We start from the raw sequence: 23332 nt of genomic DNA on the forward strand, positions 1-23332 counted from the left end.
AAGCGGGTTTTTTAATTTTTTTCCCCCCCCCCCCCCCCATCACCTCTACAAAACATACACAGCTGATGTACTGATTCGCACATATTTATTTTTTCTCATACAAAGACCGCTTTGCTGCGTTTTTGAATGCAGCAAAGCGGCTTTTTTTATTTTATCGCACAAAGGCAGCTTGAAAACTGCGCAAAGGAGGTTCGGATGAAACGGCTCATCAAAAAAATTATCGGCTTAAGCGTTATCGTTCCGGCGATTATGCTTATATCCTGTTCGAACATCGGAAGCGGTTCCGAAAACGGAGGTATTACACCTCAGGAAACACCTGTTGAAAAAGCGCTAAAAGAACTTTCGGTCAGTCCTGAAAAAGTTTTTAAACTGACGGACAAAGTTACGCTCCCGACGACGACAAGCGTGTCGGGTGTCACGATCACATGGACGGCAAGCCCGGAAGGCTATATCGAAACGGCAGGAACCGACATAGGTAAAATCAAAAAGCGCGATACGGAAGACAAAAACATTACGCTGACCGCAACGGCTGTAAAAGACGGCGAAAACAAAACGAAAACTTTTACGGTTGTCGTTTGCGCCGAAAATACCGAACCTTCGGCACAAGATTTTGCCGCTTCTTTAGCGATCCCGTCTTCCGTTTCGAACGATATGACGCTGCCGAAAACCGTAGACGGTTATACCGATGCGGCGATAACATGGGAAAGCGCCGACGAAAATATTATTAAAATCGAAGACAACGGAAGCGATTACAAAGGTACCGTCACCCGTAATATTGTCGACAGAAAAGTGAAGCTTACGGCGAAAGTGGAATATAAAAGCGAGACGGCGACAAAAGAATTTGATGTGAACATAAACCATATCGAAGAGATAAGTTCCGAGACATCCGTTTTAATTGATAAATACGAGTTTACCGGTACGGAAATTATATATACCAGATTTGATAAGGACAAAAATAAAATAACGGACGGTTATAAATACGCATACTCAAAGGTAGAACCGAATTTGAAAAAAGCCGTACTTACAAACACTGCATCATACCAAGGCGAAAAGTGGATGACAAAGCAGGATGTGGAAGCTTTACTGAATCAAATGCGAGCCGAACTGAACAAACTCGAAAATAAAAATCCGCTTACGCTCGGAGACTTTAAAACATTTTTATCGTTATTGCCGTTTTTGGACGAAGAGGCATACGCTACGGATAACAAAATATTTGAATCGCTCAAGCGGATGAGTCCCGGTATTTTAGGGGAAGAAACCGCTTTCGGCGGATTATCGGAAACGGAAAAAACCGCAAAGCTTAAATCGTGCATTCCCGCATTAAAAAAATTTGTCACGATACAAAATCTTTGGCTAAAGGCGCAACTTTCTCCCGCTCTCTATGAATACACGCTTACGAAAAAAGGCGACGGCACGTATGAATTTTCTGCAAAAACGCTCTATGACAGCCATAAAAACTGGTACGAGCAAAAGGGCAGCTATAAGTATGAAAGCGAATCCGGAACGATTAAAAAGATTCGCCTTAATGGGTATAAAAACGCTTCGGAAATATGGTTAGACTTATCTCTTAGGAAAAACGACAACAAACGTTATGGAACCGATAATGTGCCTGTTCAATTCACTCAAGGAACACCGATAACGCTCACCGGTTCAGAAGATTCTATTTCCGTTGTTATAACGAATATAACCGTTTCCGACGCCGGTACGATGACTGCGGACATAAGCATAGACGGCGACACGGCTCAATCTTACACATTGCAGTTCGAAAGCGACCATCTGAATTAAATGGATCATAAAAAGCATCGCTCGGACAATATCCTGTAAAGCGGAAAGCGGGGGGCGGCATTGTGTACGCTCCCGCTTTTTTGTTTTCATACATCATATCCGTTTTCGAATTGCCCCGTCCTTCCGTCGCCTTCCTTTCCTCCCACTCACCTTTACTTTTTCCTTAATTACCGTTAAAAATTTCACAGTAAATGCGGATTTTCCGATTTTTTTAGATTTTTCGGCTTCGAATCGATGGAAAAGGCCGAATTTTTCCTTGACCGGAAAACCTGACATCCGTTACTATCGGGAGGATTGCGATGAACGAAATGCTTGCCGCGCCGCAAAAGCGCGTTTCCGAACCGTCGAAACGGCGGCTCGTGCTCTTGGCGGAATTTCTTTCGCGCACGGATAAAACGCGCATTACGTCGGTCGAGCATCGAAAAACGAAGATGCCGCCCCTCTTGCGTCTCGCCTTGTCACTTGCGGCATACGCGGTATCGTCAATTACACCGATGCCGTGCTGGGATCGACCGTATCGGCTCGGGTGGAAAACGCATCTCCGGTGACGCTCCTCCGAACGCTTTCCGCCCGCAGTTTTCCGCAGCACGTTATATGTGATTCGGAACGCCGCTTGCAGTTTCCTCTTCCGCTTTCTTCCGCTTTATCGTATAATTCGTATACGATGCTTATAATACCGAATCTCAATGTAACCATTTTCCGCATCCGTCGTTTATAGAGCGTAAGCATTATATGCAAACGCAAAGGTCACTGTTTTTCCTCCTTTTAACAGTGGCCTTATTTTTTTACCGCGCACTTACTCCCGATCTTTTTCCGTGATATAATAGCCGCCGTATGAAAGATTCTTTTAAAGACGTGAGATGCTGCCCCGAAAGCAAAAATTGGGCGGAATGTATAAAACGCGAAGTACCGCTGTACGGCAGAGGCAACGAAATCCGATCCGATTTCGAGCGCGATTATACGCGGCTTTTACACTCCCGAGCGTTCAGCCGCTTAAAACATAAAACGCAGGTTTTTTTCGCACCGCACAACGATCACACCTGTACGCGCATGGAACACGTGCTGCACGTCGCATCGGTCGCATCCGAAATCGCAAAATATCTCGGCTTGAACGAAAGGCTTGCCGCTGCAATCGCGATCGGTCACGATATCGGTCACGCGCCTTTCGGCCATCACGGAGAAAATTGCCTCAATTCGCTGCTTGAACAAAAAACGGGCGCGAACGCGCCGAAAAAATTTTGGCACGAGCGGAACAGTCTTTTTTTTGCCGATTATATCGAAACGCTTGCCGATCCCGACGGGATAGAACAGCCGCTCAATTTGACGTACGCGGTGCGAGACGGGCTTATCTGCCACTGCGGCGAAATCGATCAGCAGGGCATCGTGCCGCGGACTGAAGCGATCGATCTCTATTCGATAAAGCGGCCGGGCATCGTACAGCCGTACACGTGGGAAGGCTGCGTCGTAAAGATCGCCGACAAGATCGCGTATTTGGGACGCGACATCGAAGACGCGCGGGCATACCACATGCTCGATATGACGTCGTACCGCGAACTGCGCGAAATCGTTGCGACGACGCTCGGCATCGACGGCAAAGCGAAGGGTGCGTTCCGAAGCGGCAAAGCGGTCAATACGACCGTGTTGATAAACGATCTCATCGTCGACTTATGCACGCAGTCGAGTCCCGAAAGCGGTTTGCGTTTTTCGGACGAATATTTCCGTTTTATCATCGAGCTGAAAAAATTCAATTACCGGCGGATATACGCGCATTGGCGCATAGAAGAATTCATGCATTACGCGTCGGACATCGTCAAAACTTTGTACGAAGTACTCATGCGCGTACAGCCCTATGCGCAAAACGGACGCGCACGGCAGGCACTGCGCTATTACCCGAATCTGTGTTCGACCTACGAAGACTGGCTCGTCAAATATGCAAACTACGCACCCTTGGGGCAGGAGGATCGAAAAAAAATCATCCGCTGCAACACTGCCGAAGTGTTCGATATATACGACAACGAATCGTATCAAAAATGCGTCATCGAATACATCTCCGGCATGACCGATCAGTTTGCAATTCAAGTGTATGAAGAGATCATTACATTTTAAATCATATTAAAAATAAATTTAAAAAAATATTTGACACATAACAAAAATACGTAGTACAATAAAATATTGTCGGCTGAACGGCAGTTTCAGTCCGGCATATAAAAAATCAAATCGTTATGAAAATTTGTTTGGAGGTAAAAATGAAAAAACAGATTCTCGGTGCGATGTGCGTTCTGGCGGCATCGACACTTTTTGCAATGGGAGGAAACGATTCAGGCAGCGCCGCAGCGCAGACAATCGCTGCGGCAAAAAATATGTCGCACGATGAAATCGTCGCAAAGGCAAAAGAAGAAGCGGCGGCCGCAAAATCGTCCGGTACCGTATTCAAAGCATACGGAACGAGTTCCCGCATTGCGACTGCGGCAAAAGCGTTTACGGAATTATACGGCATCGATGTCGAAACGACGAACGTCAAAGACAGCGAAATCTATACGAAACTGCAGGCGGAAATCAGCGGAAAGATCGACGGCGCTGACGTCGTACTCACGCAAAACGGCGCGGTTATGAAAGTGCAGATGGTCGACACGGGCAATCTCATAAACTACGTTCCCGCATCCGTTGCTTCTAGCATCGACGGTGCGGACAAAGTGCCGCTCGTACAGCAATATATCGACAAGCTTTTTATCTTCAATACCGTCGGCTCGAACGTTCCGGCGATCACGAACGTGTGGCAGCTGACCGAACCCGCGATGAAAGGCAGAGTGTTTTTCAAAAGTCCCGAAACCGAAAAGGTAAACGAAAACTTCCTCATCATGCTGACGAATAAAACGTGGGCGGACAAGCTTGCAAAAGCGTATAAAAACCTGTACGGAAAAGACATTCAGCTCGGCAGCTATAAAAACGCGGGCTATAAATGGATCGCGGAATTTCTGCACAACTGTTCGTTCGGCAATACCGACACGACGATAGCGGAACAGATTTCCAATGCCGAAGCGTCGGGAAAAATCGGTCTTTTCGTTTTGAGCAAACTCCGCTCGAAAACCGTACGCGTTGAAAATCTCGAAGTCGCCTCGTACTATGCGGACGGCAAAAATACGACGGTAGAACCTTTTGCGGGTTTTATGTATCCGCTTTACGTGCAGATCGTTAAAACGACGACGATGCCGTACACGTCGATGCTCTTTGTCGAGCACTTGGTATCGCCTGAGGGATTCGCTGCGTGGGCAAAAAACATCGGCGCATATTCTTCGAACACGAGCATTCCGGTAAACAAAGGCGATCAGCCGCTTTCGTATTGGAGAACGCGTCTCGTTATGGACGATCCCGAATACATCAATGAAGCGTACGCGGACGTATTCGAATTCATTTCAAAAAATCTTACCAAATAAAAGCCTCCTAAAACTGTAATTTTTAGAGACTTCCGTATAAGATATATGCGGGCACATGTTTCCAAACGTGTGTCCGCAATTCGTCTGTAATTTTTTTATGGGAGCTATCATGTCAAAAAAAGCGGCGAATCACATAAAGACATTTTTTCAAAATCCCGCAAATGTCATCCTTGTCGTATTTTTCGTTTTGCTGGCGGCGCTGACATTGTATCCGCTGCTTTCGCTCGTATTCGAAACCTACAGCGTTCATCCGATGGAGATGCAGCTTATACGCAAACCGGCCGGTGCGCTTACGGGATATCACTGGAAGAGGCTGCTCGCAGGCGGCGAATATTCCGTTAATAATTTTTATCGTCCGTTGCTGAATACAATTTTTATGGCGATCATCGCGTCCGTCATTGCGATTTTTTTCGGCGGATCGGTTGCGTGGCTCATCACAAGATCGAATCTCAAATACAAAAAATTCATTTCGTTCGTATTCGTATTTCCGTACATCATGCCGTCGTGGACGCTTGCGATGTTTTGGACGAACTTTTTCAGAAATGCGAACGTCGGTATGGGCATCACGGGCATCTTTACGGCGTTCACGGGCATCGCAATGCCGGAATGGTTCGTGTACGGACTTTTCCCCTGCTCGGTCGTACTCGGACTCCACTATTCGCCGTTCGCCTACATCCTCATCGGCGGCATTCTCCGCAATATGGACGCGAACCTCGAAGAAGCCGCGACGATTTTGAAAGCGAGCCGTGCAAAGATCATGCGCAAAATCACGCTGCCGATCGTCATGCCCGCCCTTCTTTCGACTTTTCTGCTCGTGTTCGCATCCGCGATGAGCGCATACGCCGTTCCGGTTTTTCTCGGATCGCCCGTGCGCTTTTGGGTGCTCACGACAAAGATGTATACGATGATGAACGGCAATTTTCAAGGACAGGGATACATCATCGCGTTTACGATGATTTTATTCGGTATCGGCATATTGGGATTGAATCAATGGTTTACCGGCAGGCGAAAATCGTTTACGACGATCACCGGAAAATCTTCGCAGATTTCGCTCGTGAACCTTCGCGGTGCACGGACTCCGCTTTCGGCCGTCCTCGTCATCCTCTTGTGCTTTATCGCAATCGTACCGCTCATCACCTTTGCCCTTGAGTCTATGCTTCTCCTGCCCGGCGATTATTCGCTGAAAAATTTTACGCTCGATTTTTGGATCGGACGCGGCGAATCCGCCCTTGAAAACGGCATGGACGCGGGCATCCTCATGAGCGCCGACGTGTGGCGCACGTTGTGGAACAGCCTCCGCCTGTCGGTCGTGTGTTCGGTTGTCGCAGGTACGAGCGGCATCCTCATCGGCTATGCGATCGGAAAACGGCGCGGCTCGAAATTGGCAACTTTCGTCAACAACCTAGCGTTTTTCCCGTACCTCATGCCGTCGATGGCATTCGGTGCGATCTACCTTTCGATTGCGACGAAGATACCGTTTTTGTACGGTTCGTTTTTTATCCTCGCGCTTATCGGTTCGGTAAAATATCTGCCCTTCGCATCGAGAAGCGGCGTCAATGCCATGCTGCAGCTTTCAAACGAAATCGAAGAAGCCGCCGTCATCGTCGGCGTGCCGTGGATAAAGCGCATGTCGCGCATCATCGTTCCGATTCAAAAGGCGACGTTCCTGTCGGGATTTTTGCTGCCGTTTATTTCGTGCATGAGAGAGCTTTCGCTGTTCGCGCTCCTCGTCACGCCGCAAAACAAAGTGCTCACGACGATGCTCATGCAGTTCAACGAAAAAGGCTATACGCAGTACGGCAACGCGATCAACCTTATGATCATCGTACTCGTATTGCTTATCAATTTTACCGTAAATAAAGCGACCGGCGCTTCGATCGACAAGGGTGTCGGCGGCGCGTAAAACAATTCGAAAAATCGTTTGTACGGGCGGACGGGCTGTGCGCACTATGGAATCGCGCAGTTCGAATCGCCCGTATTTTTTTTAACCTAAGAGAGACTGCGCTTTTATCATCCCAATACGACGCGGCGTAAAATAGTATTTATTCGTTTTTCGTAATCTTTTTGCGGCGACTTCAAAGCTTTTAAAATATCGGAATCAATAGGGATACAGATTTTTCCGTCATTCCGCTTTTCGTGTACGGAAGCGGAATGATTTACGTATCGCGGCTTAAACTGTCGAAGCTGTTCGTCCGTAAGTTCGGGACAATCTTCATCGTACACGATATTTGCATCGTCGAGCGCTTTAAGTTCTTTTTTCGACATCGGCGGAAGATTTTTGATTTCATCTGAGGTCATAATTACGGTAGTATTCGATTCTTTCTTTTTCATCCCATTCAAACTGCATGAAGCTCTCATATAAAATGTATAATCATCTCAATCGATATGTCAAGACAAATATCCGTTTTTTTTCGGCGCAACATCCGCCGGCGGGTACAATCAAATCCGGTGCATCGCGGAAAACACTTTTTCGCTCATGATGTTGATTTCGACGCCCATAGCGTCTGCGGTTTTATCCATTTCAGCGCGGAGGTTTTCTATAGAAATATCGGCGCCGTCGAGATTTACCATCATCATCATAACGAAATTACCGGAAAGGATCGTCTGCGAAATATCGGCTATGTTGACTTTGTGCTCGGCGAGAAAGCCGCTCACTTTTGCGATGATGCCGACTTTATCCGAGCCGACGACGGTGATAATTGCATTCATAAAACGAGTGTAGCGCATTACGGGAGATATCGCAAGCCGGCATCCGTGCCGTGCGTTGTTAAGGAAGTGCTTCGCGCTCGTGCAAGCGCCGTGACAAGCAAAGGCGGAGCGAAGGGGCGTTGCGGGGTGTCCCCGCAGAGAGGGTAGAGCGCAACCGTGTGCGCTCGCAGGGAGAGACTTCTCCCTCCTCTATTATTAATTAATAATTATTGTATCGGTGCGTACCGGAAAATTTCCCGCGTTTCAATACAATTTTTCTCCGAGCAGGCGGGCGGCAAGCGCGACGGCAAGAGAGGCGGTTTGATTTCTCACGTCGAGGATCGGGTTTACTTCCACGATATCGGCCGATTTTACGATGCCCATGCCGCTCATCTCTTCCATGAGTAAAAGCGCTTCGCGGTTCGTCATGCCTGCGGGAAGCGGAATGCCGGTGCCGGGTGCGAACATGGGATCGAGCACGTCCATATCGAATGACACGTGCACGACGTCCGCATGCGTTTTAAAAAAGAGCACGACTTGTTTGACGATCGACGGAAAACCCTGCCGTTCGATATCGCTCATCGTAAAAACCGTGACGCCGGATTTGCGCATAAGCTCTTTTTCGCCGGGATCCAAATCACGGATGCCGACAAAACACACGTTGCGCGGATCGACTTTGCGTCCGTCAAAATACAAATTCGTCAATTCGGGAAGACCGAGTCCGCACGAAGCGGCAAGGCATTCGCCGTGGATATTGCCGGAAAGCGTCGTCTCGGGCGTGTTGAAATCTCCGTGCGCATCGACGTAGAGCACGCCGAGCTTTTGACCATTGCGTTTCGCGGACGCGGCGGCTCCTGCAAGCGTACCGAGCACGATCGAGTGATCGCCTCCGAGCGTAAGCGGAAATTCACCCGCGGCAAAGGACTCATCGATTTCTTTTGCAAGCTGCGTGCAGGCGTTTGCTATCGGCTTTAAATATTTCGCCTTCGGATTTCCGACTTCTTCGTATTCCTGTGGATGTATGTGCATCGGCGAATTGTATTTGACTAGTGTGTGATCGAGCGATTCGAGCTTTGCGCGCAAACCCGCAAGCCGTATCGCGGACGGACCCATATCGCTGCCGTGGCGCGACGCTCCGAAATCGAGCGGCATTTCGATGATGTGGATATTCATAAAAACAGTATAATGCGAAGGGGCGGTACGGAGCAAGGCGGGCGGGTAATGGGTAATGGGTAATGGGTAATGGGTAATGGTGGTGGGCGATTGACTTTTCCACGAGCTGCGAAAGAGGGGAGGTTGTATGAAAACTGTAGGCATCGACAAACAGGTATTTTATCTCTCATGCGCGATGCCGCACATATCGTATACGGACGCGTAGCCTTTGCGCTTCATAAACGCTTCGATGCCGGAAAGCACTTCGAGCATCGTGAGCGGATTGGCAAAAGTGTTCGTACCGACTCCGACTGCGAGCGCGCCCGCCATGATAAACTCGACAGCGTCTTCCCATTTTTCGATACCGCCGATGGCGACGATCGGTACGCGTTCGTGGGGCGCGAGAGGGCGCATCGCTTCGAAGGTTTCCCACGCGAGGCGCACGGCGATCGGACGAACGGCAGGGCCGCCGAAACCCGCTTTGATTTTATCGAACACGGGAACACCGCGCTCTATATCGACCGCGACGCCTTGAAACGAATTGCCGATGCTGAGCGCGTCCGCTCCCGATCGGATGCACGCGAGCGCGACGCCCGTAAAATCGGGCGCTTGCGGCGTAAGCTTTACGATGAGCGGTTTTTTCGTTACGGCGCGTACTTCGCGCACCGCCGTCTCCGCATTCGCACAGGTCATGCCCCACGCCGCTCCTCCCGCCGCAACGTTCGGACACGAAATATTCAGTTCGATGATCGGAACGGCGGTTTTATCGAGCAGCTTTGCACCTTCAACATAGGTTTCAAGCGTCGAACCGGAGAGATTCGCTATCGTCACCGGTTTCAATTTAAGCATTTCGGGGAGTTCGAAATCGATAAAATGAGCGATGCCGGGATTTTGCAGTCCGATCGAATTCATGAGACCCGAAGGCGTTTCCCACAAGCGGATGCCGGCATTCCCTTCGCGCGCTTCGAGGGTCAGCCCCTTGCTCGCAATGCCGCCGAGCTTTCCGACATCAAATACGGAAGCGTATTCCGTGCCGAATCCGAAGGTACCCGAAGACGCGATAACGGGATTTTTAAAACGCACTCCCCCGATCGCAATCGAAAGATCGGGTACTCCTTCGAGCGCTTTCCGAGCAGGCTTCGATACGGGCTTCGGAAATTCGAGGATGCGGCTGTCGAAAACGGGGCCGTCTTTGCAGCAGCGCTTGTTGCCTTCGCTCGTGTGAATCGTGCAGCCGAGACAGACACCCATGCCGCAAGCCATTCGGCTTTCCATGCTTATATAACACGGAATACCTGCGCTTTCGGCTATGCGTTTTACGTACGAAAGCATCGGAGCCGGCCCGCACGCATACACGGCGGTGTAGTTCCCTGCACGGAGCGCATCTTCGGTAAGGGCTGCGGGAAGCATGCCGTGAACGCCTTCGCTTCCGTCGTCCGTCGTAATTATTAATTTTTCAGGGCGGATATGCTCCAAACCGTAGGAGCCGCTTTTAAAGCTCGCAAAAAAATCGTAAGAGCCGGGCGGAAGCGTTTCGGCGAAAGCCGCCACGGGCGCGACGCCGATGCCGCCGCCTGCAATACAGATTTTTGTATCGTTTTTGGGAAAGGGAAATGTGTTTCCGACGGGACCGAGCATGAGTACGACGTCTCCCGCTTTCAGTGCGCAGAGCTCCTGTGTCCCGCGCCCCTTTACGAGGATGAGAAACTGCACTTCGATTTTGTCCGCGTGCTCTTCAACGTGAAATACGCTGATCGGTCGCCCCAAAAGTACGAGCGACCTTTCCGCACGGAGCATATAAAACTGACCCGGAAGCGGTATGCCGGACTGCGCGCTTGACGAACTTCTGCCGCATACGGCGCTTTCAGCGCACGCGGCCTCTTGCGGTACGGCGGAAGGGTTTACAGCTCGCGAAACCGAACGAAGTACGGCGACTTTTAATAAAAAAACACTTCCTTCAGGACGCGCGCCTTTTTCTTTTTCACAGGATATGACAGTACCTCTTGCATAGAGCGGAGGAGATTCGCATTGGACAGTATCGGACATACCGTAAAGATATGATTTTATGGGGATTAGAGCAAGATGGGTGCGGCGTGCGGAATGCGAGACGGTAATTTTGCCGTTTACAATCCTGTCGGCATATCGATAAAGACCGTTTCGATGTGCAGATCTTTTTCAAGCTTCGCGCGCACGAGATTGACCCCGACGGTTTCGGTTTCGTAATGCCCTCCGGCGATGACGTTGATCCCCGCTTCTTTCGCATAGTGATAATCTTCATGCTCGAAAGCTCCCGTAATATATGCGTCAAGTTTCGCGGCAGCCGCCTGTTTTACGTCTTCGCCCGCTCCTCCCGAAATGATTCCGACTGTTCGTATGTCTCGCACACCGAAAGGAAAGACGGTCGCTTTTTTTTCGGGACGCATGACAAGGGATGCGAGTTCGTCGACGGTAAGAGGTTTTCGAAGCACGCCTGTTACGCCGATCGTCATATTCCGCCATTCGCCGAAAGGTTGTATTTTTTTTAAGCCGATGCGTTCGGCAAGTCCCGCGTTGTTTCCGACCTTTTCGTGCGCGTCGAGCGGAATGTGATACGCACACAGCGCGATATCATTTTTAATAAAAGCGGCAATACGTTTGTAGTGCACGCCGGTCAAAACGGTGCAGTCGCCCCAAAACAATCCGTGGTGCACGAAAAGCACTTGCGCGCCGAGAGAGGCCGCTTCGAGCGCAGTCGCTTCGCACGCGTCGACGGCAAATGCGACCTTATCGATCGGTTTGTGTTCGGGATCGCTGTTTTGAATTTGGATGCCGTTTCGCGATACATCGTGCGGAAAATTTTCCGGGTGTAAAAACGAATTAAAATATTTGTCGAGTTCTGTAAGCGTCATAGCTTTGCCTCCTAATAAAATTATTAGACCGCGATTGATCTTATCAAAAAGAGCGGTCGAAAACCTGTCGGTTTTACAGCGGATTCCGCAGTCTCTTATCGAATGCGCCGAACCGTTTCCGACACGAGAGAACGCGGAACGCGCAAATCCCTATCGCGCTCGACGCCGAAAAAAGAAGCGAGCAGGGGATCGGTCTGTTCGATACAGCCGAAACCGGGTGTACGGTATTCGGAGATGCTGTCGAGCGCAAGCGCTCCGCTTACGCGCCCGTTCGCCTGTCTGATGAAATCGACGGCGGCGGCATCGGCCATACCGTCGCACGCGATAAACAATTCCAGGTCGCTTCCGAAGTTCTGTGTCGCTATATCCCGCATCGCGCCGAATTCGCGGAGCATGCCGAACGTATAAAAATCCTTTTGGCGGGAAAATCGTTCCCTCTGCAGGAGATAGGATGCGATCATCGAATACTTACGGAAGATACGCAGATCGGCAAACGAATTGAACCAGCGTCCGTCGTCGGCATAAAAATCGCAGGCGAGTACCGTATAGCCCTGGGCGGCAAGCAGTATCATATACGGTCGGTATGAAGCGGCGTCTGCACGTTTATCGCTTCCGACGATGACGACGGGAGACGATTTTTTTTCACCTGCGGGCTCGTATACGAAAAGCGTTGCAGAAGCCTTCTCAAAGTATTCGGCTTCGGTAAAGCCCGATGCAAAAGAACCTGCGAGCCGTGTTTTCGTTTCCGTAACGCCGAAGTCTGCAGGGGCGAACGCAACGGGCGCATAGCGTACGATAATGCCAAAAAGCACGAGCGAAGCGATGAAAATGCATACTGATGAAATAATAAAGCCGAAAGAATAATGATCGACGTAGAGCTTCGATGCAAAGCGAAAAAGCGCGCGGGCATTGGTAAAAAGCGCGATCACGGCGAGGACGAAGAGAGCGGCCGAAATGCAATCGATATTCCATGAAAAAATCTGCAAAACGACGATCACAAGAGATAGCGGCACAAGGACGGCTGCGGTGTCGACGCGTTCGTATTTGAGAAAAAAAATCCGCGCGCTCGAGCCCGCAAGCAAAAGCGCCGCAAGCAGATTGCCGAAAACGGAATACGCCATAGGCGTATAATAACTGAAACAAATGAAATGCGCAATTGAAAGATAAACGCAAATGATGCGCGCGGCAATATCCGCGCCGGAATGCGGAATGCAATGCGCGGAATTGCAGGAGTAGTATTTTTGATGTATAATCGAGTATAAAAGTTTTACCGTTTCAGAGGTAGAGATTGTATTCCAGGACAGTAAGTGAATCGCCCGAATCGATTGTCGCCGACGGTACCGCGCAGTTCGGTACGTTTTCAAATCCGCCGCAAAAGCTCGACATCAAGGGGATTAAAGCTCCGTTCGGCGGTATCCCGATCCCTGCGTTTTTAACGAATTTCCGAATCAAAAGCCGGCTCGCTTATATGTTTTCGATCGGCGATTATATCGGCATGGTCGAATTTTTCGACGATAAGCTGTTCGGACTCGCGGAAGTGATATTTTGGTACCGATCCACCGGCAAAAAATTCGTCTATAATACGTTTATGCTCCCGCGCTTCCGTTTCGTTCCGATACGACTCGATAAAGCCGCCTGCATCAATCACAAAAAATCGCGCTATATCCGCATTTCGTGGAACCGCAAGCGCGACCGCATATCGCTCGTGTTCAGCGTAAAAGGCGATGCATCTCGTCCTGCGGCAACGGGTATGTTCGTTTCGCATTTCAGTGATCCTCTGCATGCGGAACTTGTCGTCGTCGCTCCCGCTCCGACAACGAGGCGTTGTTCGGCTTCTTGGCTCACTGCGATGTGTATGGAAGGTTCGCTCAATGTCCTCGCGGGAAAAAAGACTCCCGCCGTGACGATGCAGGATACGTCGGGACTCGCGTTTATGGTCATGAACCGCACGTATTACCGCTATCATTCAAAAAGCAAAATGATGTGCGGTCTGGGCGACTATGAGGGACGGAAATTGCTGTTCCGCTTTGTGATGACGAATATGGATCCCGAAGAATCGGATGACTGCAACGAAAACGTCGTCGTATTCGACGGGAAGCTGACGCCGATGCCGGCCGTGACGATCACGCATCCCTTCGGCAGCGACAAAACATGGATCGTGCAGGATACCGAAACCATGATCGATTTGACCTTTACGCCCGTGTCGATCAGCAAGCGCGTTTTGAGCATCCTCGTCATGCGTACCGATTACAGTACGATCTTCGGCACCTTCGACGGCGTGCTGTTCACCGGTACCGGAGAAAAACTGACGCTTAAAAATTTCCCCGGTATCGTAAAAAAAAGCAGACTGCGTATCTGAAGATTTTTAAAGCGGGCAGCGATCGATCTTCATTCGGGTAGGTCGCAATTTTTCCATAGAACGGAGGTGCGGGAATGGCCAACGAATCTTTCAATAAAACGGCGGACTGGGCACCCGGTACGCTCGACAAAACGAGAAAAGCGATCGGCGACATCGATCCTAAAGAAGCGGCAACGATGGCGAAAAAGCTCGGTGGCGAAGTTTTAAATGAACGATCTGTATCTCCGGACGGGATGACGCACGCTCGCCGTCCCGCGGCCGTTTCGTCCCGTAGAACTTCAAGCGTGTCTTCGGGAAACCGTCCGAAATCGTCGGATACGCGCGTTTCGCCTCATACGACGACCGTAAAGCACCGGCGAAAAAACGAACTGCAGACGCTTTCTCCGAAACTCTGTGCGCAGATCGATAAACTCATGATGTCCGACGAATATCGCATCAAAGCGAATTACGGCATCTTTAATTTTATCCGACGCTTTCAAAAAGACGGAACGGAAAAAATTCTGCCCACGTTTTACGACGTAACACTGAAACTCTACATCGATCAGATGGAAGCTTTTATTACCGTCATTAAGACGCTCATACAGATGTCGCCGAATACGTACAAAGCGAAGATCGTAAACGGTACCGATGTTAAATTCAAATTCCTGAGGACGGTTGCCGGTTGGACGATGCAAAATATTAAAATGGCATACGGCGATCTGTCTGCGCTGCCGCCTCCGCTGCTCGTATGCGATTTCATACCCTTTATCCGCGCGATATATCATCCGTTGATGACGGTTTATTATTACGGCAGCTCGAAGATCCCGAAAATTATTAAGGAAATTTACGCCGACGAAATCGTCTATCCCGATGCCGATAAAGAAAAGCTCCAGTCGCTTGCAAAAGAAGCGATCACCAAGTGGCTTTATATCGATACGGAAATCATCCGAAGATTATATCCGCTGCTCATGCGTATGTGTTCCGACAGCTATGAAGTATACCCCGTGTTCTTTTCGGTAAAAGTTGCGGATATCCTGCAGTTTATCGGTCTTCATAAATTCGATCTGCTGCTCCCCGACAAGCCGAAAGAAGTCAAAGCGCCCGAACCGAAAGCGAGTCCCGTACGCGAAGTGCGCGGCAGGCGCGACGAAACCGTCAATACGGGATTGAATTTGCTCGATCGGCTGTTTCCCGCAGCGGGTTTTCAAAAGCTCGATATGCATCCCGACCTGTTTCCGTATTTTCAGCCGCTCTATAAATTCGACGACGGTTTTAATATTTTATCGCCGTCAAATCCGATGCAGACGACGGTCGTATTGCTTCGCATCCTCGAAGATTTTTTTCAGGGCTGCCGCAATATAACTTTTGTCAAAGCGGAAGGAGAGGATAGAGGTGCCGATTCAATCGACGCCGTGCTTGATACATGGTCGGCATACAGGGAAAACGTTTTTAATAAATTGTATGCGGAACCGCTCATATACTATACCAACCAAATATATTCTCAAAGCGATTTCGAAAATTCGCAGTTCGGGAAAAAATCGCTCACGGCACTTTTATGGCAGGCGCAGTATCAGTTTTTGCCGGAACTGAAATTCAAACCGCTCGTACTCGAACGCCCCGTAAACGACAGTAAATATCCGCCGCTGTATAAGCGTGTCGACTTTGTTCGCAAATACTTCACCGGCATTGCAAACGCGTGCGACGCGGTCGCGCAGGCGCGCGGTACTGTCGAATCGGTGGGGAATCCGTGGGCACATTATCGCTTCGATATCCCGAACGAAATTTCAAAGCGGCTCGATGTTTTGCTCGGTGCGCAAAATACAACGGCGACGACGAATGCGACCAATGCGAATTTATTAAAATATACGCTGTGCATCGTTGCCGTACTCGACTGGTGGATCAACAATCCGGACAGTCCCGCATACTCCGTGCCTCCGACGCAGATATACCGTATCTCGGAAGAAGACGGTAAGCCGCTGTTTTCGGTACCTGAGCGTCACGATCAAAATAAATTGTTTGCCGAAGCGATACGTACGGCATATCAAAAAAAATAAATTCCGTGTTGAACGGTGAGTTTTATTCGTGCGGAAGGTTTAATACCCCGACGCCGCTTGAAGCTTCGCTGCGAGGTTGTTGATTAAACTCGGAATTATAGCTTATTGCGGGAGTTTTTTTATGGACAAGAATAAATTATTAAATTCGGTCGGAAGGATCGGCTTCAAACCCTTTATCATTCTCGTACTTGTGCTGCTGTTTTTAATTCCGCTGCACATGCTCGATTCTCTCGTCGACGACAGAAAATCGTATCAAAGGGAAGCCGTGCGCTCCATACTCGAACCGAAAGGCGGCGCTCCGGTCATCGAAGGTTTTGCGATCGCCGTACCGTTTAAGAAAACGGTCGACGTATGGGAAAACGGTACGAAGCGTTCGGAACGAAAGACGAATTATATCGTATGCGTACCGGAAACGTGGAATATGCAATTTTCCGCAAAACCGGAGTACTTGACACGCGGCATTTTTAAGGCGCCTGTGTTTTCGGGTACGGTGCATTCCGACGGTTCGTTTTCCGCAGTCGATTATTCGTACAACAAAATAGACGAGCGCGACATCGTGTGGAGCGAATGCGTTTTGATGCTCGGCATTTCGAATAAAAAGAATTTAACAAAACTGCCCGCCGTCACGGCCGACGGAAGACCGCTCGAAATGTCGCTCATGTCGCCCGAAAGCGCGAGTCCGTTTTCAAATACGGTGTTTTACAATGTGCCTGCCGAATACTGCAGGAAGGGCTTTGCGTTTACGGCGGAAACGGGTATTCAAGGAGGGCAGTATTTTGCCGCGATGCCGCTTGCCGCCGACAATACCTTTGCCGTCGAATCGACGTGGCCGACACCGGGCTTTACCGGCGGCTGGCTTCCGACCGAGCGCAGCATTTCCGACGCGGGCTTTTCCGCAGTGTGGAATATCGCAGGCCTTTCGACCGCGTTTCCGAAAGAGTGGATCGCATCCGAAAAAGACGACACGCCTTCCTCGTCGTCGCGCAAACAAAATCAAAAGTACGCATACGATTCATACGACAGCGACGACGCGGAAACCGTGCAGATCGATTTCGTAACGCCGGTCGACAATTATCAAAAAACCGAACGCAGTATAAAATATGCGCTTCTCTTTTTAATAATTCCGTTTATCACGATATTTATCTTTGAAATTTTTACACATGTGAAAATCCATCCGGTACAGTACTGTTTGATAGGTCTTGCCGATGTGATCTTTTACCTGCTGCTCCTGTCGGTTTCCGAGCACATTTCCTTCGGTACGACCTATTGGATCAGTTCGGCTGCAGTGAGCGCGCTGCTCCTGTTTTACGCGTCCGCGATTTTCAAAAAACCGAAATGGGGAGCCTGCTTTGCGCTCGTACAGATGACGTCGTATATATTTTTGTTCGGCACGCTGCAAGCCGAAGATTACGCGCTTTTGATCGGCAGTCTCGGTTTGTTCTTCGTCGTTACGCTGCTTATGGTGCTGACGCGCAAAATCGACTGGTACGCCGCACAGGAAGAAAATTGAAAGAGGCGCGGGGACAGCTCGCCCTTGCAAAATTATTAAAAGAACGGAACGCTGTTCCGAGCGCTCGGCTTTTGTCGTATGTGTGGCGATTCAGCGTGCCCGGTATGCTCGCTCAAGTTTCTTCGATTTTGATGCAGTATATCGATGCGGCGATGGTCGGGCGATTGGGCGCACAAGCGGCGGCTTCGATAGGACTCGTTTCACCGGCACTGTGGATGTTCGGCGGATTGACGCATTCGATTGCGACCGGCTTTACCGTGCAGACAGCACAGGCCGTCGGTGCGGGTGACGGGCGGAGAGCGAAGCGTCTCCTGCGCCAAGCGATCGTCGTGTGTACGATTTTTTCGAGCGTCGTCGCCTTTCTGAGCGTTTCGGTAAGCGGTATGCTGCCCGCGTGGCTCGGAGCCGAAGATGCGATCAGGGGCGACGCTTCGTTTTATTTTTCGGTCTTCCAGCTCGCGCTTCCGGTTTTTCAAATCGTGTACTTGATGAGCGGTATGCTGCAGGCATCCGGCGATATGAAAACTCCGGGCGTATTGAACGCGCTCATGTGCGCTCTCGATGTCGCATTCAATTATCTGTTTATCGTCATACTGCATCTCGGAGCGGCGGGTGCGGCGTACGGTTCCGTGTGCGCAGCCCTTGTGACCGCCGTTTTGATTTCGTATTACACGCTTCGAAAATCTTCCGAACTTGCGCTTATCGAAAAAGATACGTGGAAAATCGATAAAGGCGATTTTAAGCGCGCTTTGAAGATCGGCGTACCCGTCGGCGCCGAACAGACGGCGTGGAGCGGAGCCGTCGTCGCATCGATGCGTTTTATCGCACCTCTCGGTGCCGTTTCCCTCGCGGCGAATTCCTTTGCCGTAACGGCCGAGTCGCTGTGTTATATGCCCGGCTTCGGCATAAAGGAAGCGGCCGTAACCCTCGTCGGACAGAGCGTCGGAGCTCGGCGGAGCGATTTGTCGAAACGTTTTGCCCGGCTCACGACGGCGTGCGGTATGGTCGTGATGACGGTGACGGGCACGCTCATGTATGCGATCTGTCCTGCCGTGTTTGCCTTTCTTACGACGGACGAAGCCGTGAGAGCGCTTGCAGTGCGCGTTTTGCGCGTCGAACTTTTTGCCGAGCCGCTTTTCGCGGCCTCCATCGTCGCCTCCGGCGCGCTCCGCGGAGCGGGCGATACCCTCGTTCCCGGCATCATGAACCTCGTAAGCCTGTGGGGAGTGCGCATCGTTCTGACGATCATCCTTGTGCCGAGATTCGGATTGTACGGCGCATGGATCGCGATGGGCATCGAACTCTGTTTTCGCGGTACGATTTTTTTAGTGCGGCTCGCGTCGACAAAGTGGGAAAAAGCCGCGTATGCGGGATAAGGGCGGGCGAATCGATGTCAGTGAGAGAGTTTTCCGTTTTTCCGCAGATAGGAAAAGACCGAATCCTCTCCGATAAAGTGTCCTGCTCCGGCAAAAATAAAAGTCGTCCCTCCTTCGGAAAGCCATAGCGCGATTTTTTTTGCCCATGCTCTGTTCCTTTCGGTAAAGGTTTTTTCGTAGTAAGCTTTGTACAGCGCTGCTTTGGCGGCCGGTTCGCCGTCGGTTCGATACGATTCTTTTAGAAGCGCATCGAGAGAAGCGGCATCGTCTGTAAGGTACGCGTCGTAGAGCTTTCGGACATATTGATCGATTTCGTTCTTTCCGGCGATATCGTCGAGTACGTCCTGCAGTATGACCAGTTGTTCATCGTATGTGCCGAATGCCAGCACATCAAACTGCGTTTCCAAATCGTCGAGACCTTCCATCTCTCTGTTTTGCCGATAAGATAAAAGCATAAATTGACCGTCGAGTCCCTGCTCTGCGGAAAGACCGGAGTTCGTATAGACGAGGGATTGAAGCGAAAGATTCGTTACCCACGGTTCAAAGAGATCCGTTTGTTCGGCTTCGGCTTTGCCGAGTACGGAATAAAGCGCACGTTTTTGTTCGCTCGTGAGCGCGTCCGAAATACGCCTCCCGCCCGCACTGCGGATGCTTTCGCGCATGCGGTTTTGCAGTTCGTTTTGAAACTTCGCCCAGTCGGCCGTTGAAATCTCTCCGACGATCCTGTCCGCGGAATTCCACGCTTCGACGACGGAAGGCGCAAGCGGATACAAGCGTTTGTCTCCGACGTGAATCGTCCCCTGTATGTATACGACGGAGGGTTTGCCGTCTGCGTCGACACCGTCGATTTGCCAAAACATGCGCGCCCGTTCTGTGACGCGCGGCATATTTTTTGCCGGTCGGTTCGATGCGCAGGAAACGAATGCACCCAATACGAGCGGCAATAAAATCAGTGTGATATTCTTTTTCATCATATTCTAACCTTTTGTACGCGGCGTCGAAACGCTGTCTTTAATAATCACGGAAAGGCAGCTGCCCGAAAATTTCACTTGACTCCCTGCATTCGAAACAACAAAAAAGCCCAGGTAATCCACGGCACGCCGCACATCCGACTACCGCTGCTGCATTCCTGCTCTGACGGGGTTTGCCGGCGTTCGGCTGCATGGCACCTGGGCATAGCGGAAAGAGGGGGATTCGAACCCCCGGTGCCTTTTGGGCACGCACGCCTTCCAAGCGTGTACCTTAAACCACTCGGACATCTTTCCTAAAATATTTTCAGTATAAAATAATAAGATGAATAATAAAAACGATTTTTGCTCGGCGCTCGCTCCGGTTCGAATCCCTCAACGGTATCTACGATGCACGCTGACCGGGAAGAGGGGGATTCGCCTTGCGCTCGCAAGCATCCCTGCCTGCTCGCTTCAGGCGCCTGCACTCGCTTCCGCCCGCATCCGGCGGGCTCATCCTCGCCCCTGCTCGGCGCTCTTTCCGGTTCGAATCCCTCAACGGTATCTACGATGCACGCTGACCGGAAAGAGGGGGATTCGCCTTGCGCTCGCAAGCATCCCTGCCTGCTTGCTTCAGGCGCCTGCACTCGCTTCCGCCCGCATCCGGCGGGCTCATCCTCGCCCCTGCTCGGCGCTCGCTCCGGTTCGAATCCCAACGATATCTACGATGCACGCTGACCGGAAAGAGGGGGATTCGCCTTGCGCTCGCAAGCATCCCTGCCTGTTCGCTTCAGGCGCCTGCACTCGCTTCCGCCCGCATCCGGCGGGCTCATCCTCGCACCTGCTCGGCGCTCGCTCCGGTTCGAATCCCTTAACGATTTTTACAACGTCCGTTAAGCGGAAAGAGGGGGATTCGAACCCCCGGAACCCCAAAGGGTTCAACGGTTTTCGAGACCGTCCGGATCGACCACTCTCGCATCTTTCCTTAAGCGGCTATAAGCCGTACGAGACTAACACGATTCGAACGTGCGACCCCCACCTCCGCAGGGTGGTGCTCTAATCCAGCTGAGCTATAGTCTCAAAAAAAATTAACAATACGGAAGCGACAGGAGTCGAACCTGCCCAGCCCTTACGGAACTGACGGATTAGCAATCCGTTGTATTACCGCTCTACCACGCTTCCGATTCGTCCGACGGCGCCGTAAACGATGCACGAGCGATGCCCATTGAAAACCGATGCGATAAAAATCACAGGCGATTTTTGCTGTCCGGAGCGAGAGGGATTCGAACCCCCGGAGGATTGCTCCTCAATAGTTTTCAAGACTACCTCCATCGACCGCTCGGACATCGCTCCAAAAGACGTAGGGTAAGCATATCAAATTATCGCTTTTTGTGTCAAGTATAGCATTGCGATAATACGGTCTGCGTGGTATACTGTAACGGACAACAAAAAACGGAGGGTGGTATGGACGAGCAGGAATTGGATCCGTCGATCGCGGCGTTGCTTGCGGAAGCGGAACGGTCGCATCAAATCGGCGAAACGGATATCGATACGGTGCCGGAGGATGTCTCGTCCGAAACGAAAACGGACAGAGATGCCGAACGGAGGGCGCCGAAAGGAATTCACGATGTCGATTTGGGCGTCAAAGCCTTCGGGCCTCCGGGAAAATCGCTGAACGATGTTCCTTCCGATGTTTTCGACGATCCGCAGTATTATAAAACGGCGCTTTCCGGTGAAAACGAATCCGCACAGCGCGTGCACGTGCAGCTTTCAAAATATCTTACGAGTCAGGATCCGAAAGACCGTTCCGTTTTTCGGCAAAATATTATTTCGGCGTATTGGGAACTGCTGCGCGGTATGTCGGAAAAATCGGGCAATATGCATTTGCCGATGCCCAAGCGTATGCTCATGCGTTTCGGCATTTTGCTTCCGTCCCTTTTTAAACCCGAACAAAAAGACTTTTTTTCCCGCATCATATTCGAAAATCTTACGAACGAACCGATCCTCTACATGGACGAATGGTTTAAAGAAGTCCTTTCGGGACGCATGAATATTTCGATGACGGACGAACCGGCGTCTTCGCGCAAGATCAGCAAAAATCCCGACGAAGCGCAGATGCAGGAACAGACGCGGCTCATGCAGCTGCAGTCGAAAAATTCCGGAAAATTGCAGAGTGCGGAAAGTATGCTCACGATGAAAGAGCACGAACGTGAAATGCTCGAAATCGAATTGAAGCGCCTTGTCAACGATATATGCGAGCACCAGCCCTGTTTCGGGCTCGAACCTCATCTCGCGCCGTATACCGAATCGCAAAAACATGAGTTTTCCGAGATCAGCGACAAATTGCGAAACCTTTCGCGCAATGACAAAGAGCTTGCAAAAAATTTGCGGGAATTCGAAGAAGCGAAGGGTATCTTTGACAGCGTACAGGAAAAGCTCGATGCGGGACCGGAAATCGTCGAAATGAATACGGGCGATTTGAAAACCGAATTCGATACGGTGCGGCAGATGGCGAAGATGACGGTCGGTCGGCAGGGAAATCAATTTCCTATTTTTACGCGCGAGTTTTTTCACTGTACCGAACGGGGAACGGGTACTCGCGAAAACGTGCTCGAAGTTATGCGCTGGATCGAGTCGATCGATCCGGGTGCGTTTTGCCGCATTCACAAAAGCGTGCCGAACAGGATCATCCCGTATACGCTGCTTGTGCCGACTTACGGCGACCGCGGTTTTTGTTGGCAGCCCTTCGATCGCTACAATCTTGTGACGAGCCGCGGGCGCATCGTCATTCCGATGTATCCGCGCGATCTGCATATCGCCGTGCTGACCGCCGTCGCGGATCTGCGCTGGCAGGTTGCAAAAGAAAAAGCGTCGTACTATTGGATGGAAGAGGGGCTTACCGGTCAATATTATCAATACATCGACCGGCAAAAATTAAAAGGCGATCTCAAACAATTTTTTATCGAAGATTACATCTTGTGGATGACGAAAGAATCGACCGGCGTACAGCGTCTCGACAAAGAAGTGCGCGGCATTTTTTGGCGCAATATGCCGTTTCCTCAGGCGCTCAAAGAAGAGCTGCGTAAGCGCAGCCTCGTGTACGACGAATTGTGCATCAAAGACAATAACCGCGCGATGTCGGACGGATATTGATCGAAAA

17 protein-coding genes, 5 tRNA genes and 1 other RNA gene are annotated in these 23332 nt (G+C 50.6%); 10 read left to right on the plus strand and 13 right to left on the minus strand.

Going from position 1 to position 23332, the window contains the following annotated elements:
• Positions 1-195: 195 nt before the first annotated feature.
• The 5 genes from H9I36_RS00005 (at position 196) to H9I36_RS00025 (ending at position 7122) form a co-directional block, all read left to right on the plus strand.
• Positions 196-1785 (plus strand): immunoglobulin-like domain-containing protein, encoded by a 1590-nt coding sequence (locus H9I36_RS00005; RefSeq protein WP_187383353.1) that lies wholly within the window; start codon positions 196-198, stop codon positions 1783-1785.
• A 299-nt stretch (positions 1786-2084) separates the two neighbouring features.
• Positions 2085-2333 carry a hypothetical protein gene (locus H9I36_RS00010; RefSeq protein WP_187383354.1) on the plus strand — a complete coding sequence of 83 codons (249 nt, stop codon included), beginning with the start codon at positions 2085-2087 and terminating at the stop codon, positions 2331-2333.
• 286 nt (positions 2334-2619) lie between these two features.
• Positions 2620-3891, plus strand: coding sequence for a deoxyguanosinetriphosphate triphosphohydrolase family protein (locus H9I36_RS00015; protein WP_187383355.1), 1272 nt, complete (start codon positions 2620-2622; stop codon positions 3889-3891).
• A gap of 140 nt (positions 3892-4031) precedes the next feature.
• Positions 4032-5219: an ABC transporter substrate-binding protein gene (locus tag H9I36_RS00020; protein ID WP_187383356.1), complete on the plus strand. Its 1188-nt coding sequence runs from the start codon at positions 4032-4034 to the stop codon at positions 5217-5219.
• Positions 5220-5316: 97 nt separating this feature from the next.
• Entirely contained in the window at positions 5317-7122 is a 1806-nt protein-coding gene (locus H9I36_RS00025) for an ABC transporter permease (protein WP_255422605.1), read from the plus strand.
• A 107-nt stretch (positions 7123-7229) separates the two neighbouring features.
• On the opposite strand, the gene H9I36_RS00030 is transcribed toward H9I36_RS00025, so the two are convergent.
• The 6 genes from H9I36_RS00030 to H9I36_RS00055 all read right to left on the minus strand — a co-directional run bounded on the left by H9I36_RS00030 (position 7230) and on the right by H9I36_RS00055 (position 13068).
• Entirely contained in the window at positions 7230-7577 is a 348-nt protein-coding gene (locus H9I36_RS00030; RefSeq protein WP_187383357.1) for a BrnA antitoxin family protein, read from the minus strand.
• A gap of 81 nt (positions 7578-7658) precedes the next feature.
• Positions 7659-7928 carry an ACT domain-containing protein gene (locus H9I36_RS00035; RefSeq protein ID WP_038081020.1) on the minus strand — a complete coding sequence of 90 codons (270 nt, stop codon included), beginning with the start codon at positions 7926-7928 and terminating at the stop codon, positions 7659-7661.
• Between the two features lie 243 nt (positions 7929-8171).
• Entirely contained in the window at positions 8172-9080 is a 909-nt protein-coding gene (gene rocF, locus H9I36_RS00040; protein ID WP_187383358.1) for an arginase, read from the minus strand.
• Positions 9081-9239: 159 nt separating this feature from the next.
• Positions 9240-11105, minus strand: coding sequence for a dihydroorotate dehydrogenase (locus H9I36_RS00045; RefSeq protein WP_187383359.1), 1866 nt, complete (start codon positions 11103-11105; stop codon positions 9240-9242).
• A gap of 77 nt (positions 11106-11182) precedes the next feature.
• Positions 11183-11947 carry a Nif3-like dinuclear metal center hexameric protein gene (locus H9I36_RS00050; RefSeq protein WP_187383360.1) on the minus strand — a complete coding sequence of 255 codons (765 nt, stop codon included), beginning with the start codon at positions 11945-11947 and terminating at the stop codon, positions 11183-11185.
• Between the two features lie 95 nt (positions 11948-12042).
• The gene (locus H9I36_RS00055; protein WP_187383361.1) at positions 12043-13068 is read right to left on the minus strand and encodes a hypothetical protein; all 1026 of its coding nucleotides are present in this window, start codon (positions 13066-13068) and stop codon (positions 12043-12045) included.
• A 167-nt stretch (positions 13069-13235) separates the two neighbouring features.
• Between H9I36_RS00055 and H9I36_RS00060 the strand changes: the two genes are divergently transcribed.
• The 4 genes from H9I36_RS00060 (at position 13236) to H9I36_RS00075 (ending at position 19225) form a co-directional block, all read left to right on the plus strand.
• A complete protein-coding gene (locus tag H9I36_RS00060; protein ID WP_187383362.1) occupies positions 13236-14306 on the plus strand; it encodes a DUF2804 family protein in 1071 nt (356 codons plus the stop codon).
• Between the two features lie 74 nt (positions 14307-14380).
• Positions 14381-16339, plus strand: a complete 1959-nt coding sequence (locus H9I36_RS00065) for a hypothetical protein (protein WP_187383363.1) — start codon at positions 14381-14383, stop codon at positions 16337-16339.
• A gap of 121 nt (positions 16340-16460) precedes the next feature.
• The gene (creD, locus tag H9I36_RS00070; RefSeq protein ID WP_187383364.1) at positions 16461-17849 is read left to right on the plus strand and encodes a cell envelope integrity protein CreD; all 1389 of its coding nucleotides are present in this window, start codon (positions 16461-16463) and stop codon (positions 17847-17849) included.
• Entirely contained in the window at positions 17846-19225 is a 1380-nt protein-coding gene (locus tag H9I36_RS00075) for an MATE family efflux transporter (RefSeq protein ID WP_187383365.1), read from the plus strand. The genes creD and H9I36_RS00075 overlap by 4 nt, the downstream gene beginning before the upstream one ends.
• Before the next feature lie 17 nt (positions 19226-19242).
• Here the strand turns inward: H9I36_RS00075 and H9I36_RS00080 are convergent, their stop codons facing one another.
• The 7 genes from H9I36_RS00080 to H9I36_RS00110 form a co-directional block, all read right to left on the minus strand.
• The gene (locus H9I36_RS00080) at positions 19243-20196 is read right to left on the minus strand and encodes a TraB/GumN family protein (protein WP_222864605.1); all 954 of its coding nucleotides are present in this window, start codon (positions 20194-20196) and stop codon (positions 19243-19245) included.
• Positions 20197-20301: 105 nt separating this feature from the next.
• Positions 20302-20400, minus strand: an RNA gene (gene ffs, locus H9I36_RS00085) — signal recognition particle sRNA small type.
• Positions 20401-20404: 4 nt separating this feature from the next.
• Positions 20405-20490: transfer RNA gene (locus H9I36_RS00090), tRNA-Ser, on the minus strand.
• 580 nt (positions 20491-21070) lie between these two features.
• Positions 21071-21157 (minus strand) — tRNA-Ser (locus tag H9I36_RS00095).
• 20 nt (positions 21158-21177) lie between these two features.
• Positions 21178-21252, minus strand: a tRNA-Arg gene (locus H9I36_RS00100).
• A 17-nt stretch (positions 21253-21269) separates the two neighbouring features.
• Positions 21270-21354 (minus strand) — tRNA-Ser (locus H9I36_RS00105).
• 86 nt (positions 21355-21440) lie between these two features.
• Positions 21441-21525: transfer RNA gene (locus H9I36_RS00110), tRNA-Ser, on the minus strand.
• A 111-nt stretch (positions 21526-21636) separates the two neighbouring features.
• Between H9I36_RS00110 and H9I36_RS00115 the strand changes: the two genes are divergently transcribed.
• Positions 21637-23325, plus strand: coding sequence for a hypothetical protein (locus H9I36_RS00115; protein ID WP_187383367.1), 1689 nt, complete (start codon positions 21637-21639; stop codon positions 23323-23325).
• The last annotated feature ends 7 nt before the right edge of the window (positions 23326-23332 follow it).

The organism is Treponema sp. Marseille-Q4130 (assembly GCF_014334325.1).
Taxonomy (GTDB): Bacteria; Spirochaetota; Spirochaetia; order Treponematales; family Treponemataceae; genus Treponema_D.